The following is a 15,017-nucleotide window of genomic DNA, read 5'->3' as shown; positions in this document are numbered from 1 at the left end:
ATTTAGAGGAGTACGTCCACGCGGAAGTAGATCGGCGCTTCGCGCTCGCTCAGGGCATCCGGGCGTTCCAGGGAATGGGCGAAGGTGACGCTGGCGCTCAGGTGCTCACCGCGGGCGAACAGCTCCAGCGAGTTGCTCGACATGCGCCCGTGCTGGCCGCCGTTGTAGCGGTCGCCGCGAATCACGCCCTGGTCATAACCGAGGCTGGTGCCGTATTCGGCGAACACCGGGCGCAGCCACTCCACCGCTACCGGGCGACTCCAGCGCAGATCGTTGCGCCAGTAGCCGCCGCTGTCGCCGGACAGTGATTGGTCCTTGTAACCACGGATCGATGATTGCCCGCCCAGGCTCATGCGCTGGGGGCTGAACAGCACGTCTTCGCTGCGCTGGCCGGTCATCAGGCTGCTGAAGCTGAAGGACTCGTCCCACAGTTTGAAAGGTTGCAGGTAGCTGGCGGTGGCGGTGTATTTGCGATAGCGCGCATCCGGTACGCCAGGGCCCGGGTCGTGATCGCCCTGGGCATCGAGAGCACCGATACCTTGTTGCAGGCCCAAGTCAAGGTTGACGAAAGCACTGCCGACTCGCCGTCCGTGGTTGATCCCGAACTGCGCCTCGCTGATGCGATTGCTGCTCTCGCGAAGCTTGCTGTCTTCGATGAAGTTGTTGGTGCGCAGGTACGAAAGGCCGGTGTTGAGGGAAGTCTTGCTCAGCGCATCGCGATGGATCACCCGCTCGACCCGCAACTGATGGTTCTGGCTGTCGCCGGTCTGCTTGAAGTTGAAACCGTTGGCCGGAATTTGCGAGCGGTATTCGCTCTGGCTGTAGGTGTAGCTGACGTTCCACCAGCCCCAAGGCAGGTTGTAATAAAGCATGGCGTTGTTGGAGGTGTGCTGGTGGTCGGTCATCGCGTCATGACCGCCGCGCAACATCAACTGGTCGGCCAGGCCCAGCGGGCTGTCCCACTCGAAACTGCTGCCCCACTGCTGCTCACCGGTGCTGCGCTGGCCGTCGTTGCTGCGCGACAGGCCGGCGCGCCAGGGCTTTTTCGGCTCGTTGGTGACCCGCACTTCACTGCCACCGACTTCCTGACCGGGGGTCAGCTCCATTTTGGCCTGGTTCGACGGCAGGCGATTGAGCTGATCCACCATCTGCTCGATCTCCCGCAGGTTGACCAGGTCACCGGCCTTGCCGGGAAAAGCCATTCCCAATTCACGGTCCGACAGCTTGCTGTCCTCGGTCCCCTTCAGGCCTTCAAGTCGCCCTTCCACCACCAGCACGCTCAGATGCCCACCGGACAAATCCTGCTGCGGCAGATAGGCACGACTGGTGACCAGCCCCTTTTCGATGTAGTGGTCGGTGATGACTTTGAGCAGTTCGTTAAGCTGCCGCACACCCAGGCATTGGCCGGTGTAGGGCTTGAGCAGTCGTTCGCGCTCACTGGCGGACAGGCTGTCGGCCCCCTTGAGTTCGATGGTCTTGATCGGGAAGCAACGGGTATCGACAGGTGCGGTCGGCTGGGCCGGCTTCGCCTCCTGGCCGGGCAGGTCCTTGAGTTCCTCCAGGCGACGACGCTGCTCTTCGAGCAAACGGTTCTGTCGCTCGCGGATCAGGTCCGTCTCGCCTGGAGTGGGGGCGGCGCGAGCCAGGGTCAGCGGAGAAAGGCACAGCACAGCCACGCACAACCTCGCCCAAAAGGCGGGTGAGGACATGTTCGATCCCTCGAGCGGAAAATGACATCAAAATAGTGGCGCGATATTAATGAGCCATCATTTTGACGTCAACTAAATGGATTGGGCTTTAAGGCTATTGCTGGAACCATTCATCTGAAATCGGATGGCTCCGGTACGGGGGTACGAAAGGTCCCAAGGCTACTCTGGAAACCTCCTACAAAACGGACAAGCAGCGTTCGCCGTGGGTAATTTTGTGTCGACGGGGGGCTTCATAAAAAACCGGACTCAACGTCCGGTTCTTTATGAAAGAGCTAGGAATTCGCCTCGGAAAGCAGGGATATCCTGCTGAGCATTGGTTTGACGACTACTTACTTGCCTCCTCAACGGCTGCCGTATTCTGAGGACCGAAAGAATATTTCAGGGCCCGTGCCTTCATGGTGCGCGGATCAGGTAAGCCTACGGTCTCTGGGCCCGCAAAACCGGTGACACCTTTGCTGAGCGTGGGATTGATCGCATCGAACAGGAAGCTGAAACCTTGTTTGAGCGAGCTCTGGGCGATGCCGTGACATCCCATGCAACCGCCCATGGTCAGGCCTTGGGTGCTGTGGTCGTAATCCGGTACCTTGATGTTCAGCTGGTTGCGCGCATTGATCAGGGTGTTGTTCTTCGGGATGGGGAATACGTTGCTCCCACGAAACAGCTGAATCCCCGGCTGGCTGCTTTCGACCATGATATTGGCCAGGTAGTAATCCGGATCGGTTTGAGTGCTCGACGGGATGGCTTGAACGCCTTTGAGCCGATAATGCTTCCAGACCGAATTGTTGAATTCGCCGCTGCCGTCCATCAACTGCTTGACCTGGTTGTTCACCGCCGCGACTTCGACATCCATGGTGAGCGGTTGCACGACCCGGATCGGGCCGGCCTGCCCTTCAGGGATCCCGTTACTGCCGGAGTAGACCGGCGGATCAAGGCTCGCGTTTGCGACTGCGCCCGCTTTTGGCAGGGAAACCGTATAGGTCTTGTTGCCGTCAGAGAAAGTGGCGGTCGGGGGGTTGTTTATATCGAAACCGGGGTAATCAATCTTGTTGTAGTTGGCAATGTAGTAGAGCCCGGTCGGTGATTTACCGTCGGGCAGCGTCAGGGCATCTTCGTGCTCGAACGTGGCGAAAATGAAGGTCGGGTAGTTGGACGTCTTATGGATTATATGTAAGGCGACCAGTGCGTAGTCTTCGTTCTGCGCCACCGGGTCACTGTCAAGGCCCTTATAGGTCACCACCGTCGCCGTGTGGTAACGCGCGCGATTTTGAACCGGGATGTCTGCCAGCTTGCGCCATGTCGCCTTGACCTCCACCGCGCCGTCGGGCAGCACTACATTCGTATCCGGGAACCTGGTCAGGCCTTTCGCATACTCGTAAACGACGGGGTTCGCCTTGGCCTCGAACAGGATCTGGCTGTCGTTTGAAGGGGCATAATCTCTCCCTGTCTTCGCCACATTTGGCGGATTGACCGGGAAGAAAATAGCGTTTTGTCCTATTTGGGTCGCCTCATCCAGATTGTTGTAATGATTAAAGGTGGCGCCAGGCGCCAAACGAATACCCTGGGGAAATTGTATATAGCTGTATTGCGGGTCAGAACCAAACGGGCGCGTCGGACCACCTGCGGTGTTTTTTTGTGGTCCCGCGGGAAACAACTCAGTACGGTGCGCGAAGGTTTGCCATAACAAGGGGCTGGGAGACTTTGGCACCTTGCCCGAATCAGCAAAACTGCTGGCGGGATTGCCGACGCCGCGGTTAGCGGGCAATGGTGCGGCAGCTGTATTGTTCAGTGCGAAAAAGCTGCGCCAGGCGAACGTTGCATAGTCGCTATGGCTGAGGCCTGTGGCCAGGTCCGAGGGCAGTTGCGGGTTGCGCACGGTTAGATCGCTTGCGGTAATGCCATAGGAAACGCCCAAAACCGAGGGAAAGTTATCAAGCCCACTCGCAGCGAAATACGGATTCCAGTTAACCCCATCGCTGGAGTAAAAAGTTTTTGTATTGTTGCTGACAAACACACGATCGTTGATCATCGCCGCACTGTTCAGGAAAAGTTTACTGTTTATACCTTTCAGCTCTTGCCTCTCTCCCCACTGGCCGCGACGGTTGTAAGTGCGTGCGTACATGAGGCGATTTTCCACCGTGTAATAGACCCAAATCTTACCGCTATAGACGATAGGCACCACTTTGGTCAGAGGCGTGTCAGTGCTTTCCTGGAACGCTGGAGTTTCCCGGCCAAACAGAAGACCATCATTCGAAGTGACGTAATAAACAGTTTTAGCATTACCGTCACCTTTGTGATAAAAAATGAATAATTGACCGTTATACACAACGGGGCTGTTAACGCCGGCCATAGGGCTGGTATTGATAGTTTGAATATCGGTCCAACTGACGCCGTCTGTAGAGCTGGTGGTCCTCAAGCGTTGCTGAGGATCGGCAAAGGTCAGCACTAGCTTCTGCTTAAATACAGTCACTGAAATATCCCCACCCCATCGGTAGCCATTCACTGGGATAGTTTTAGCAGGGGACCAGTTTTTCCCATCTGTCGAATAGGAAGAATAGATATGCTCTGAATCATAATTATTGGACCAGAACATATAAATTTTTCCCTTGAACGACTGCACCGCGGGTATAAATCCCGCTGGGAGGCCGAATCCCACCAGGCTCGTCGAGGAAGGAATACCGTTTGAGGCGTCGGGCTTGTCAAAGACATCGACTTTTATTCCCACACCTTGTTGCGGTGTGGCGATGATCAGACTTTCCGCATAGGCCGATGAGAGCGCAAACAAACCCCACAGACACAACATCAGCCGACTGAATATCGCTCTAAGACTCATAGGTTTCATTCCTTTGAATTAACGGCTACCACAGGCCGTGGATACGTCCTGACAGGCGTAGTTGTTCTATTGTTCAATGCGAGCTGAACTGGATGTTCTGGAAGTCATTGACTGCATTGCGACAGACATATTGTTAGCCTCCTAGCTAATAAAGCACTTACATCCTGTGTGAAGCAGCGACCCGGCGTTGCAGGCATAGGGCTACCAGTCGCCTTTCTCCATGGTAGACGACGGTTTAATATCGGCTAGGGAAATTCTGAAAAAAGGCACCCTGCCAAGCGGCAGCCAGCATGGCGGCTAATGAACTTTCCACCCAATACCGGCCTCAACCCATTACCTGCCCAACAAGGAATATGAGGCCCAGCCATGAAAACCCTCTTGAAACTCACCCTCGCAGCCACCCTCACCTGCGCCCTGCCCGCCTGGGCCACTTGCACGCCAGAGCAAGCGACCGCCAAGCGCGAACAATTGGCAAATGAAGTGACCAAGCTCACCGAACAGAACCCGGCCAAGGCCAAGGAAATCAACGACGAGTTGCAGGCCATGGACCTGGAGACGGCCAGCAAGGATGTGCCGGACAAGTGCCAGTTGATCGATAAGCGTCTGCAAGAGTTGAAGGATGCGGAGAAGAAGGCCGGGTGATTGCCCTAGTCTGAGCACCGCTTCGCTTTTGTGGCGAGGGAGCTTGCTCCCGCTGGGGTGCGAAGCGCCCCCCAAAAACAAGTCTCACCGCGCAATAATGGGTGAACACGCAACTTTGGGGCTGCTGCGCAGCCCAGCGGGAGCAAGCTCCCTCGCCACAGGTTCTGCATCGAACTTAAGGTCGAGTTTCACCCATGAAAAACCGGACCTTGGGTCCGGTTTTTCATGAGGCACTACCGCCGCTTCACTCAGCCGCAGGCGCTTCTGGCTTGCGGCGCTTGAGCGGGGCCATGCCGTCCTTGCTGACCAGCGACGGGGCGTCGGCCTTCGGGCGGTTGGCGGTCTTGCGCTTGGTCGGGGCCTTGGCGCCGGTTTTCTTCTTGTCGCCCTTGGCGTCGACCTTTTTCTTCTTCACGCCAACGGCCTTGCCCGAGGCCTTGACCTTCTTCGGTCCGCCGTAGGTGCCTTTGACTTCCTTGATGGTGCGGCGCTCGAAGCTCTGCTTGAGGTAGCGCTCGATGCTCGACATCAGGTTCCAGTCGCCATGGCAGATCAACGAGATCGCCAGGCCGTCGTTGCCGGCGCGGCCGGTACGACCGATGCGGTGCACGTATTCGTCGCCGCTGCGGGGCATGTCGAAGTTGATGACCATGTCCAGGCCTTCCACGTCCAGGCCGCGGGCGGCGACGTCGGTGGCGACGAGGATTTTCACGCCGCCCTGCTTGAGGCGGTCGATGGCCAGCTTGCGGTCCTTCTGGTCTTTCTCGCCGTGCAGTACGAACGCCTTGTATTCCTGAGCCACCAGGCGGCCGTAGATGCGGTCGGCCATGGCCCGGGTGTTAGTGAATACGATGGCTTTTTCGTAGGTTTCGTTGGCCAGCAACCAGTTCACGATCTGCTCTTTGTGCTGGTTGTGATCAGCGGTGATGATCTGCTGGCGGGTGGTGGAGTTCAGTTGGCTGACCGCGTTGAGCTGCAAGTGCTCAGGGTTGTTCAGCACCTTGGCGATCATCTCGCGCAGGCCCGAGCCGCCAGTGGTGGCAGAGAACAGCATGGTCTGCTGGCGATTGACGCATTCGTCCACCAGGCGCTGCACGTCTTCGGCAAAACCCATGTCGAGCATGCGGTCGGCTTCGTCCAGCACCAGTACTTCGACTTCCTTGAGGTCAAGGTTGCCGGCGTTCAACTGCTCGATCATCCGCCCCGGCGTGCCGATCAGGATGTCCGGCACCTTGCGCAGCATGGCGGCCTGGACCTTGAAGTCTTCGCCGCCGGTGATCAGGCCGGACTTGATGAAGGTGAATTGCGAGAAGCGTTCCACTTCCTTCAAGGTCTGCTGGGCCAGTTCGCGGGTCGGCAGCAGGATCAGGGTCTTGATGCTGACGCGCACCTTGGCCGGGCCGATCAGGCGGTTGAGGATCGGCAGCACGAACGCGGCGGTCTTGCCGCTGCCGGTTTGCGCCGTCACCCGCAGGTCACGCCCCTGGAGCGCGAGCGGAATAGCCGCTGCCTGCACCGGCGTTGGCTCGACAAATTTAAGCTCGGCCACGGCTTTGAGCAGGCGTTCGTGCAGGGCGAATTGGGAAAACACGGGTGCTACCTCGAAGAAATGCAAAAAAACAGCTGCATAGGGTAACGGTTTCGAGCGCGAAGGCCGAGTTTCTTTATACAAACGGCGGCAAATCAGTGCATTTTTATCAGCCGTTATTGCATCAACGGTCACTTGACCGGGCTTAAATGCTCTAATCGTCCCGTCGCGTCTTTATAGAAGAACCGTTTCGTCCATGGACATCAAACAACTCTGGGTCAACCTCCAAGACCTCTGGGGTGCCCTTGACCAGCACCCGCTCCTGCATTCCAGCCTCGCCCTGATGTTGCTGCTGGTCATCGCCCTGGTGCTTGGCCGTGTGGCGCGCTACCTGATCCTGCACGCCGCCAAGTTGCTGGGGCGCCAACCGGCCTTGAACTGGGTCAACGACCTGCGCCAGAACAAGGTCTTCCATCGCCTGGCGCAGATGACGCCGTCGCTGATCATCCAGTTCGGCCTGCACCTGGTGCCGGAACTGAGCAAGACCAGCCTGGTTTTCCTCGGCAATGTCGCCCTGGCTTTCACCATTTTGTTCCTGGTGCTGGCTCTCAGTGCCTTGCTCAGCGCCCTGCTGGACGTCTATGCGCGCACCGAGCACGCCCGTACCCGCTCGATCAAAGGCTATGTGCAACTGACGAAGATGGTGCTGTATGTATTCGGCGCGATCATCATCGTCGCCACCCTGATCGACCGTTCGCCGCTGTTACTGCTGTCGGGCCTGGGAGCGATGTCGGCGGTGATCCTGCTGGTCTACAAGGACACCCTGCTGTCGTTCGTCGCCAGCGTGCAGCTGACCAGCAACGACATGTTGCGGGTCGGCGACTGGATCGAGATGCCCCAGGTCGGCGCCGACGGTGATGTGGTGGACATCACGCTGCCCACGGTCAAGGTGCAGAATTTCGACAAGACCATCGTCTCGATCCCGACCTGGCGACTGATGTCCGAGTCGTTCAAGAACTGGCGTGGCATGCAGCAATCCGGCGGGCGGCGGATCAAGCGCAGCCTGTTCATCGACGCCAGCGGCGTGCGTTTCCTGCATGACGAGGAAGAACAACGCCTGACCCAGGTGCGCCTGCTGACCGACTACATCGGCCGCAAGCAGGCCGAACTCAAGGCCTGGAACGAGGCCCAGGGCAACGTCGCGGCGATGTCGGCCAACCGTCGGCGGATGACCAACCTGGGCACCTTCCGCGCTTATGCACTGGCGTATTTGAAAAGCCACGCGGAGATCCAGCCGAACATGACCTGCATGGTCCGGCAGTTGCAGACCACCGCCCAAGGCATCCCGCTGGAAATCTACTGCTTCACCCGCACCACCGCGTGGACCGACTACGAGCGTATCCAGGGGGATATTTTCGATTACCTGCTGGCGGTGATGCCGGAGTTTGGGTTGAACCTGTATCAGCAGCCCAGCGGCACGGATTTGCGTTCGGGGTTGTTGCCGGCGGTGCTGGGGGCAAGCCACCTGCCGGAGCCGCAGAAGCAGGTGATCTGAAACCACCAGATCCCCTGTGGGAGCGAGCTTGCTCGCGATAGCGGTGTATCAGAAACATAGATGCTGACTGACACTCCGCCATCGCGAGCAAGCTCCCACAGGGGTTTTCAGCGTGCAGGTAGCGGTTGGCGGATCCCCAACCGACTGATCCACACCGCCGCCAATATCACCGATCCCCCCAACAGCAACCGCCCCAACGCCTCGTGCTGGTTCCAGATGAGCAGGTTCACCAGCAGCCCCACCGGCACATGCAGGTTGTTCATCACCGCCAGCGTCCCGCCATTGACCAGGCACGCGCCTTTGTTCCACCAGTACAGCCCCAGCGCGGTGGAGACCAGGCCGAGGAACACCAACACGCCCCATTGCAGCGGCGCTTCAGGCCAGAAGTTGGCCTTGCCGAACAGCAGGAAAGCCGGCAACGCCACCATCAGCGCCCCAACATAGAAATAACCGAAACGCCGGTAATGCGGCAGGTCGCTCGGGTGGCGGGCCACCAGATGCTTGTACAGCACCTGCCCGGCTGCATAGGTGAAGTTGGCCAGTTGCAGCAGCAAGAAGCCCATGAAGAAGTCCGGGTTGATCCGGTCGTAGCGAATCACCGCCGCCCCCGCCACGGCCACCAGCGCCGCGATCAGCGCCCAGGGGTTGAAGCGACGGTTCAGCGCGTCTTCGATCAAGGTCACGTGCAGGGGCGTCAGGATGGTGAAAAGCAGCACCTCGGGCACCGTCAGCACTCGGAAGCTCAGATACAGGCAGACGTAGGTCACGCCAAACTGCAAGGCACCGATCAACAACATGCCGCGCATGAACGCCGGCTCCACCTGGCGCCAGCGCGTCAGCGGAATGAACACCAGCCCGGCCAGCAACACCCGCACCAGCACCGCGAAATAACTGTCCACATGCCCAGCCAGGTACTCGCCGATCAGGCTGAAGGAAAACGCCTGGATCAATGTCACAAAAAGTAGATAGCCCATACCGCCCTCGTTTCGAATGGCGGCGAAGATAGCGCTTTTGAACGGTGGGAGCGAGCTTGCTCACGATGGCGGCGTGTCAGTCAGCATCTGTATTTCTGACCCTCCACCATCGCGAGCAAGCTTCCACAGATACTCCACTAACTTGAAAGTTCATCCACGACCCAAGGAGTGGCCTGACGCTGGTGCCGATGGCTGGCGGCACGCTGAAGCACTCGGGTCAGCGCCTGGAAGTTTGCCGGTTTGGTCAGGACGTCATCGGCACCCCCGGCCCTGAAACGCTCTATCTCGCTGGAAAAAACACTCGCGGTGAAAGCAACGATGTAGCAAGTATCGCCCTGGGGTAACTCGCGAATTCTACGCACAGCCTCCATCCCATCCATCACGGGCATGTTGATATCCATCAGAATGATCTCTGGCGTCGAAGCCATGCAACGATTGACCGCTTCCAGGCCATCTGACGCAAGGTCGGGTGTATAACCCAACTCTTGTAGCATCGCCATGGCCACTTTCTGACTCACCGGATGGTTCTCCACCAGAAGGATATCGAGCGGATAATCCTCGGCAAAAGACGAGTCGAAGCCAACCGCCGCATGATCATCCTTGATGGGTATTTCCGAGACTGAAAAAAGCGCCAGGGGCAGAGAGAAGGAGAATGTCGAGCCTAAACCTGGCTGACTGGTGAACGTTAAAGTCCCCTGCTGCGCCTCGAGCAGATTCTTGCAGATAGAAAGACCCAACCCGCTCCCAGTGAAGCGTTGGCTAGCCGCCTCTTTAAACTGGACAAAGGGTTTGAACAGATTGTCTTGCCGTTCCGTGGGGATACCGATGCCGGTATCGCGTATGGAGAAGTCGAGCCACGCTTGAGAGCCGTAACCGCTGGTGGTGACCAGGAGCGATATTTTTCCGGCTTCGGTAAATTTGACCGCATTGCCCAGCAAGTTGATCAATATCTGGCGAAGGCAATCCATATCGGTCTTGACCAAAGGCGGTACGTCTGGGGAAAACTGCGCCTCCAGCACGATGGGTTTGTCCTGGATATTTTGCCGGATGAGTTCCATACAGGATGAAACCAGTGCTCTCACTTCGAAAACACGAGGTTTCAATTCAAGTTTGCCCGCTTCGATTTTGGCGAGATCGAGAATGTTATCGATAAGAGACAGCAGGGTCCGTCCACTGGAATGAATCGTTGTGAGAAGACGGCGTTGCTCGGGATCCAGGGCGGACCGGGCCAATAGTTCGGTCGCGCCAATGACACCGTACATCGGGGTGCGAATTTCATGACTCATGGTTGCCAGAAAGCTGGTTTTTGAACGATCAGCGTCTTCGGCGGCATTTTTAGCCTGATTCAATACCTGCTCATTGACTCGCAGTTGCTGAAGATGAGCGCGCATGCGTAAAAGGAGGAAAGCGAGAAATACCAGGATGGCCAGGATGATGTGGTACAGCGAGTCATGATTAAGTTGTTGGTAGTAGTCCGCCAAGGTAACTTCCGCCCCGACAACATACACCGTACCGTCTTGTGATTTTAAGGGGACAAAGACCGCGCGAAAATCACCCCAATGATCCGAGTAGTCGATCCAGGTTGGCTCGGTACGCTCAAAACTATCGAGTAAAGCCTGGCTGGCATCGGGATAAGGATCGAAAAAACGCACGAAATTCTTCTCTTGAATTTCTTCTTTCGATGCGCTGGAACTGATCAGGTAGGCCTTTGCACCTCGCTTGATCACGCTATAGACAAACGCAGTGCCCATGGACTCGTTGAAGCCGGAGAGGCGCTGAATGGTATCCCAGTCCTGCGCTTGCGATTTGGATTGCTTATCGACCAGATTGTCATGGTAACGGTCGCCGAGGATCGCCGAAGCCCCCAGCGCGGCATGCAGCAATTTATTATTAATGTTGTCAGTAAGGACGCTTTGCGTCTCGACATAGAGGTAGTAGATATAGCCACCTGCCCCTATGAGATAGGCTAGAAATAAGGCCCATGTTTGCCGTTTGATTTTTAACATATCACAGCCTCCCTACTGTAAATCGGCGCATAAATTACCACAGCCAGACGTCGACAGACTTGCCCAATCCGAGTGAGTTTGCCGCCTGCCTATCTCCCAGCCCTCAAAAGCTTGAGGGGCCGTTCATGTCAGGTAGTGGTTATTTCTATTTCCCCCCCCCAAAAAAAAAGCCCGATCTCGCTAAAGCGTTCAATCGGGCTGATGCACTCAGGAGCAATAAGTGCAAAGGGAGGTTCGATGCGCAAAACGATTTGAAGGGAAGCGCCAGGCCACTAGACCACCTGGCGATTATCCGAGGATTAACGGATCAGGCGACCTGGGACAGTTTGGCGTTGGCCTGATTCAGGCCCTTCTCCTGGAAGTCGCCACCCAGGTTCATGCCTTCGGCATGGATGAAGGTCACGTCGTGGATCCCGATGAAGCCCATGACCTGGCGCAAGTAGGGTTCTTGATGGTCAGTGCTGCCGCCGGCATGAATGCCACCACGGGCGGTCAGCACGAAGGCGCGCTTGTCGGCCAGCAGGCCTTGAGGTCCGGTGGGGGTGTATTTGAACGTCACGCCGGCACGCAGCACATGGTCGAGCCAGGCTTTCAGTGTGCTGGGGATGGCGAAGTTGTACATCGGTGCAGCCATTACCAGCACGTCCGCGGCCAGCAGTTCATCGGTCAGTTGGTTGGAGCGCTCCAGCGAGGCGTTTTCAACGTCGCTGCGCTGCTCGGCCGGCTTCATCCAGCCACCCAGCAGATTGGCATCCAGGTGCGGCACCGGATTGATGGCCAGGTCGCGAACGCTGATTTCGTCGGCCGGGTGTGCCGCTTTCCACTGGCTGATAAAGGTCTGGGTCAGTTGACGGGACACCGAGTCTTGCTGGCGGGCACTGCTTTCGATGATCAGAACGCGGGACATGGCTTGTAGGCTCCATCTGAGAATGTTGTCAGTCGATGGAGTGAAGGTTAAACGCGATCATATCGATGAAAAAGCGCAAATAACTGCTGTAAAGCATCGATAAATTCGTTTATAAGCGGAGCAAGCAATATTGCCTGCCTCACTGCCGGGCTATTTCGGCTGACAGGTCAGCTTGATGCGCAGCTTGATGATGTTGCGGTTGAACTTGGTCGTGGCGTTCTTGAACTTGCCGGCGGCGACTTCGATCTTGCGGGTGCGAGGTGCTTCCGGGCCATTGCTGAAGACTACGGTACAAGCCGCGTCGGTGTTGCCGTAGTTGTTGACCTGGATGGAACCGATATCGGCATCGGTGTCATAGGCGTTGTAGTCGATGCTCAGGCCGTTGAGGTGTTTTTCCACATCGATCGGGTAGGCAAACGCAGTCAGTGGCAGCAGGGCCAGCACCACACAACAGATTTTCTTCATTCGGCAGTCTCCACCAAGGGACTGCCAGCTTAGGACAAGAGGAGCTCGATATGAAAGCGCCCCGCGTAACCCTTGATCAATGGCGCACCTTGCAGGCCGTGGTCGACCACGGCGGCTTCGCCCAGGCCGCTGAAGTGCTGCATCGCTCCCAGTCGTCAGTGAGCTACACCGTGGCCCGCATGCAGGATCAGCTCGGCGTGCCGTTGCTGCGCATCGATGGGCGCAAGGCCGTGCTGACCGAAGCCGGCGGCGTACTGCTGCGCCGTTCCCGGCAACTGGTGAAACAGGCCAGCCAACTGGAAGACCTGGCCCACCACATGGAGCAAGGCTGGGAAGCGGAAGTGCGCCTGGTGGTCGACGCGGCCTACCCCAACGCCCGCCTCGTTCGCGCCTTGACGGCGTTCATGCCACAAAGCCGTGGCTGCCGGGTGCGGCTGCGCGAAGAAGTGTTGTCGGGTGTCGAAGAAGTGCTGCTCGAAGGCGTGGCCGACCTGGCCATCAGCGGCTTCAGCATTCCCGGTTACCTGGGGGCGGAGTTGAGCGACGTAGAGTTCATCGCGGTGGCCCATCCCGAGCATGCCCTGCACCGCCTCAACCGCGAACTGAACTTCCAGGACCTGGAAAGCCAGTTGCAAGTGGTCATCCGCGACTCCGGCCGCCAACAGCCCCGCGACGTCGGCTGGCTCGGCGCCGAACAGCGCTGGACCGTGGGCAGCCTGGCCACCGCCGCGAGTTTTGTCGGCAGCGGCCTGGGCTTCGCCTGGCTGCCCCGGCACATGATCGAACGGGAACTCAAGGAAGGCGTGCTCAAGCGTCTACCCTTGGAACAGGGAGGCAGCCGCAACTCGACCTTCTATCTTTTCTCAAACAAGGAAAAACCCCTGGGCCCGGCCACGCAGATCCTGATCGAATTGCTGCGCACCTTCGACACCGCGCCGCTGGATGCTCCGTTCGCCGCCCCTGAACAAGCCTGACAAGGACTTCGCCGATGGCCTATTTTGAACATGAAGGTTGCAACCTGCACTATGAGGAATACGGCCACGGTACGCCCTTGCTGATGGTCCACGGCCTGGGCTCGAGCACCCGCGACTGGGAAAAGCAGATCCCGGTGCTGTCCGCCCGCTACCACCTGATCGTGGTGGATGTGCGCGGTCACGGTCGCTCCGACAAGCCGCGCGAGCGCTACAGCATCGAAGGGTTCAGCGCCGACCTGGTCGCCCTGATCGAACACCTGGACCTCGGCCCGGTGCATCTGGTGGGTTGGTCCATGGGCGGCATGATCTGCTTTCAGCTGGCGGTGGACCAACCCAACCTGGTCAGGAGCCTGTGCATCGTCAACAGTGCTCCCGAAGTCAAAGTCCGCACGCCCGATGACTGCTGGCAATGGTTCAAGCGCTGGAGCCTGATGCGCATCCTCAGCCTGGAGACCATCGGCAAGGCCCTCGGCGCCAAGTTATTCCCCAAGCCCGAACAAACCGAGTTACGCCTGGAAATGGCTCGGCGCTGGGCAAAAAACGACAAACGTGCTTATCTCGCCAGCTTCGATGCGATCGTGGGATGGGGCGTGCAGGAACGACTGTCGCAGGTCGCCTGTCCAACCCTGGTCATTTGCGCCGACCATGACTACACCCCGGTGGCACTGAAAGAAGCCTACGTCAGGCTACTGCCCGATGCACGGCTGGTGGTCATCGCCGATTCGCGGCACGCCACCCCGCTGGATCAACCCGAACGCTTCAACCAAACCCTGCTCGACTTTTTGACCGCAACCGATTCCACCACTCAGGATCACTGACCCCATGCTGAAAAAAATCGCCCTTGCCGCCGGCACCGTATTGTTTGCCGCCAACCTGATGGCTGCGACTCCCGCCAAGGCCCCCCATGTATTGCTGGACACCACCAACGGCCAGATCGAAATCGAACTGGACCCGGTCAAGGCCCCCATCAGTACCAAGAACTTCCTTGAGTACGTGGACAGCGGCTTCTACAACAACACGATTTTTCACCGGGTGATCCCGGGCTTCATGGCCCAGGGCGGTGGGTTCACTCAAACCATGCAACAAAAAGACACCAAGGCCCCAATCAAGAACGAAGCCAGCAATGGCCTGCACAACGTTCGTGGCACCTTGTCGATGGCCCGCACGTCCAACCCGGACTCGGCCACCAGCCAGTTCTTCATCAACGTGGCCGACAACGCCTTCCTCGATCCGGGCCGTGACGCCGGTTACGCAGTGTTCGCCAAGGTGGTCAAGGGCATGGACGTGGTGGACATCATCGTCAACTCCCAGACCACGACCAAACAAGGCATGCAAAACGTGCCGATCGACCCTGTGCTCATCAAGTCGGCCAAGCGCATCGACTGAAGCGGCACACGGCAAGCCTGGGCGGCGCGGTGATCCCGCAC

At 58.1% G+C, this 15,017-nt stretch carries 12 protein-coding genes; 5 read left to right on the top strand and 7 right to left on the bottom strand.

All coding sequences use genetic code 11. The features are described from left to right. Window positions 1-2: 2 nt before the first annotated feature. On the bottom strand, window positions 3-1,709 hold the full coding sequence (locus BLO97_RS17990) for a ShlB/FhaC/HecB family hemolysin secretion/activation protein (RefSeq protein ID WP_092347137.1): 1,707 nt from the start codon (window positions 1,707-1,709) through the stop codon (window positions 3-5). A 325-nt stretch (window positions 1,710-2,034) separates the two neighbouring features. Beyond that, window positions 2,035-4,539: a glycoside hydrolase gene (locus tag BLO97_RS17985; RefSeq protein WP_092347134.1), complete on the bottom strand. Its 2,505-nt coding sequence runs from the start codon at window positions 4,537-4,539 to the stop codon at window positions 2,035-2,037. Window positions 4,540-4,905: 366 nt separating this feature from the next. Between BLO97_RS17985 and BLO97_RS17980 the strand changes: the two genes are divergently transcribed. Further along, window positions 4,906-5,181, top strand: a complete 276-nt coding sequence (locus BLO97_RS17980) for a hypothetical protein (RefSeq protein ID WP_092150995.1) — start codon at window positions 4,906-4,908, stop codon at window positions 5,179-5,181. A gap of 244 nt (window positions 5,182-5,425) precedes the next feature. Here BLO97_RS17980 and BLO97_RS17975 read toward each other — a convergent pair whose 3' ends face one another. Further along, window positions 5,426-6,772 carry a DEAD/DEAH box helicase gene (locus BLO97_RS17975; protein ID WP_063322464.1) on the bottom strand — a complete coding sequence of 449 codons (1,347 nt, stop codon included), beginning with the start codon at window positions 6,770-6,772 and terminating at the stop codon, window positions 5,426-5,428. A gap of 193 nt (window positions 6,773-6,965) precedes the next feature. On the opposite strand from BLO97_RS17975, the gene BLO97_RS17970 reads away from it, so the two are divergent. Then, entirely contained in the window at window positions 6,966-8,264 is a 1,299-nt protein-coding gene (locus tag BLO97_RS17970) for a mechanosensitive ion channel family protein (protein ID WP_092347131.1), read from the top strand. 107 nt (window positions 8,265-8,371) lie between these two features. Here BLO97_RS17970 and BLO97_RS17965 read toward each other — a convergent pair whose 3' ends face one another. The 4 genes from BLO97_RS17965 to BLO97_RS17950 form a co-directional block, all read right to left on the bottom strand. Further along, complete coding sequence (locus tag BLO97_RS17965; protein ID WP_092150847.1) at window positions 8,372-9,238, bottom strand: carboxylate/amino acid/amine transporter; 867 nt, start codon at window positions 9,236-9,238, stop codon at window positions 8,372-8,374. 137 nt (window positions 9,239-9,375) lie between these two features. Continuing rightward, a complete protein-coding gene (locus tag BLO97_RS17960) occupies window positions 9,376-11,244 on the bottom strand; it encodes an ATP-binding protein (RefSeq protein ID WP_092150844.1) in 1,869 nt (622 codons plus the stop codon). 307 nt (window positions 11,245-11,551) lie between these two features. Next, window positions 11,552-12,151 (bottom strand): FMN-dependent NADH-azoreductase, encoded by a 600-nt coding sequence (locus tag BLO97_RS17955; RefSeq protein ID WP_018607593.1) that lies wholly within the window; start codon window positions 12,149-12,151, stop codon window positions 11,552-11,554. A gap of 150 nt (window positions 12,152-12,301) precedes the next feature. Further along, entirely contained in the window at window positions 12,302-12,616 is a 315-nt protein-coding gene (locus BLO97_RS17950) for a 3-phosphoglycerate kinase (RefSeq protein ID WP_092347128.1), read from the bottom strand. A gap of 50 nt (window positions 12,617-12,666) precedes the next feature. On the opposite strand from BLO97_RS17950, the gene BLO97_RS17945 reads away from it, so the two are divergent. Genes BLO97_RS17945 through BLO97_RS17935 form a run of 3 tightly spaced genes read left to right on the top strand, consistent with a single transcriptional unit; the run spans window position 12,667 to window position 14,976 of the window. Continuing rightward, window positions 12,667-13,590: a PA3225 family LysR-type transcriptional regulator gene (locus BLO97_RS17945; protein ID WP_060738713.1), complete on the top strand. Its 924-nt coding sequence runs from the start codon at window positions 12,667-12,669 to the stop codon at window positions 13,588-13,590. Window positions 13,591-13,604: 14 nt separating this feature from the next. Then, the gene (locus tag BLO97_RS17940; protein WP_092150841.1) at window positions 13,605-14,408 is read left to right on the top strand and encodes an alpha/beta fold hydrolase; all 804 of its coding nucleotides are present in this window, start codon (window positions 13,605-13,607) and stop codon (window positions 14,406-14,408) included. 4 nt (window positions 14,409-14,412) lie between these two features. Beyond that, window positions 14,413-14,976: a peptidylprolyl isomerase gene (locus BLO97_RS17935; protein ID WP_072341407.1), complete on the top strand. Its 564-nt coding sequence runs from the start codon at window positions 14,413-14,415 to the stop codon at window positions 14,974-14,976. Window positions 14,977-15,017 lie beyond the last annotated feature (41 nt).

The organism is Pseudomonas sp. NFACC05-1 (genome assembly GCF_900100135.1).
In the GTDB taxonomy this organism is placed as follows: Bacteria; Pseudomonadota; Gammaproteobacteria; order Pseudomonadales; family Pseudomonadaceae; genus Aquipseudomonas; species Aquipseudomonas fluorescens_Q.
The sequence above is the reverse complement of the archived record's forward strand: the minus strand, read 5'-3'. Positions and strand labels throughout refer to the sequence as shown.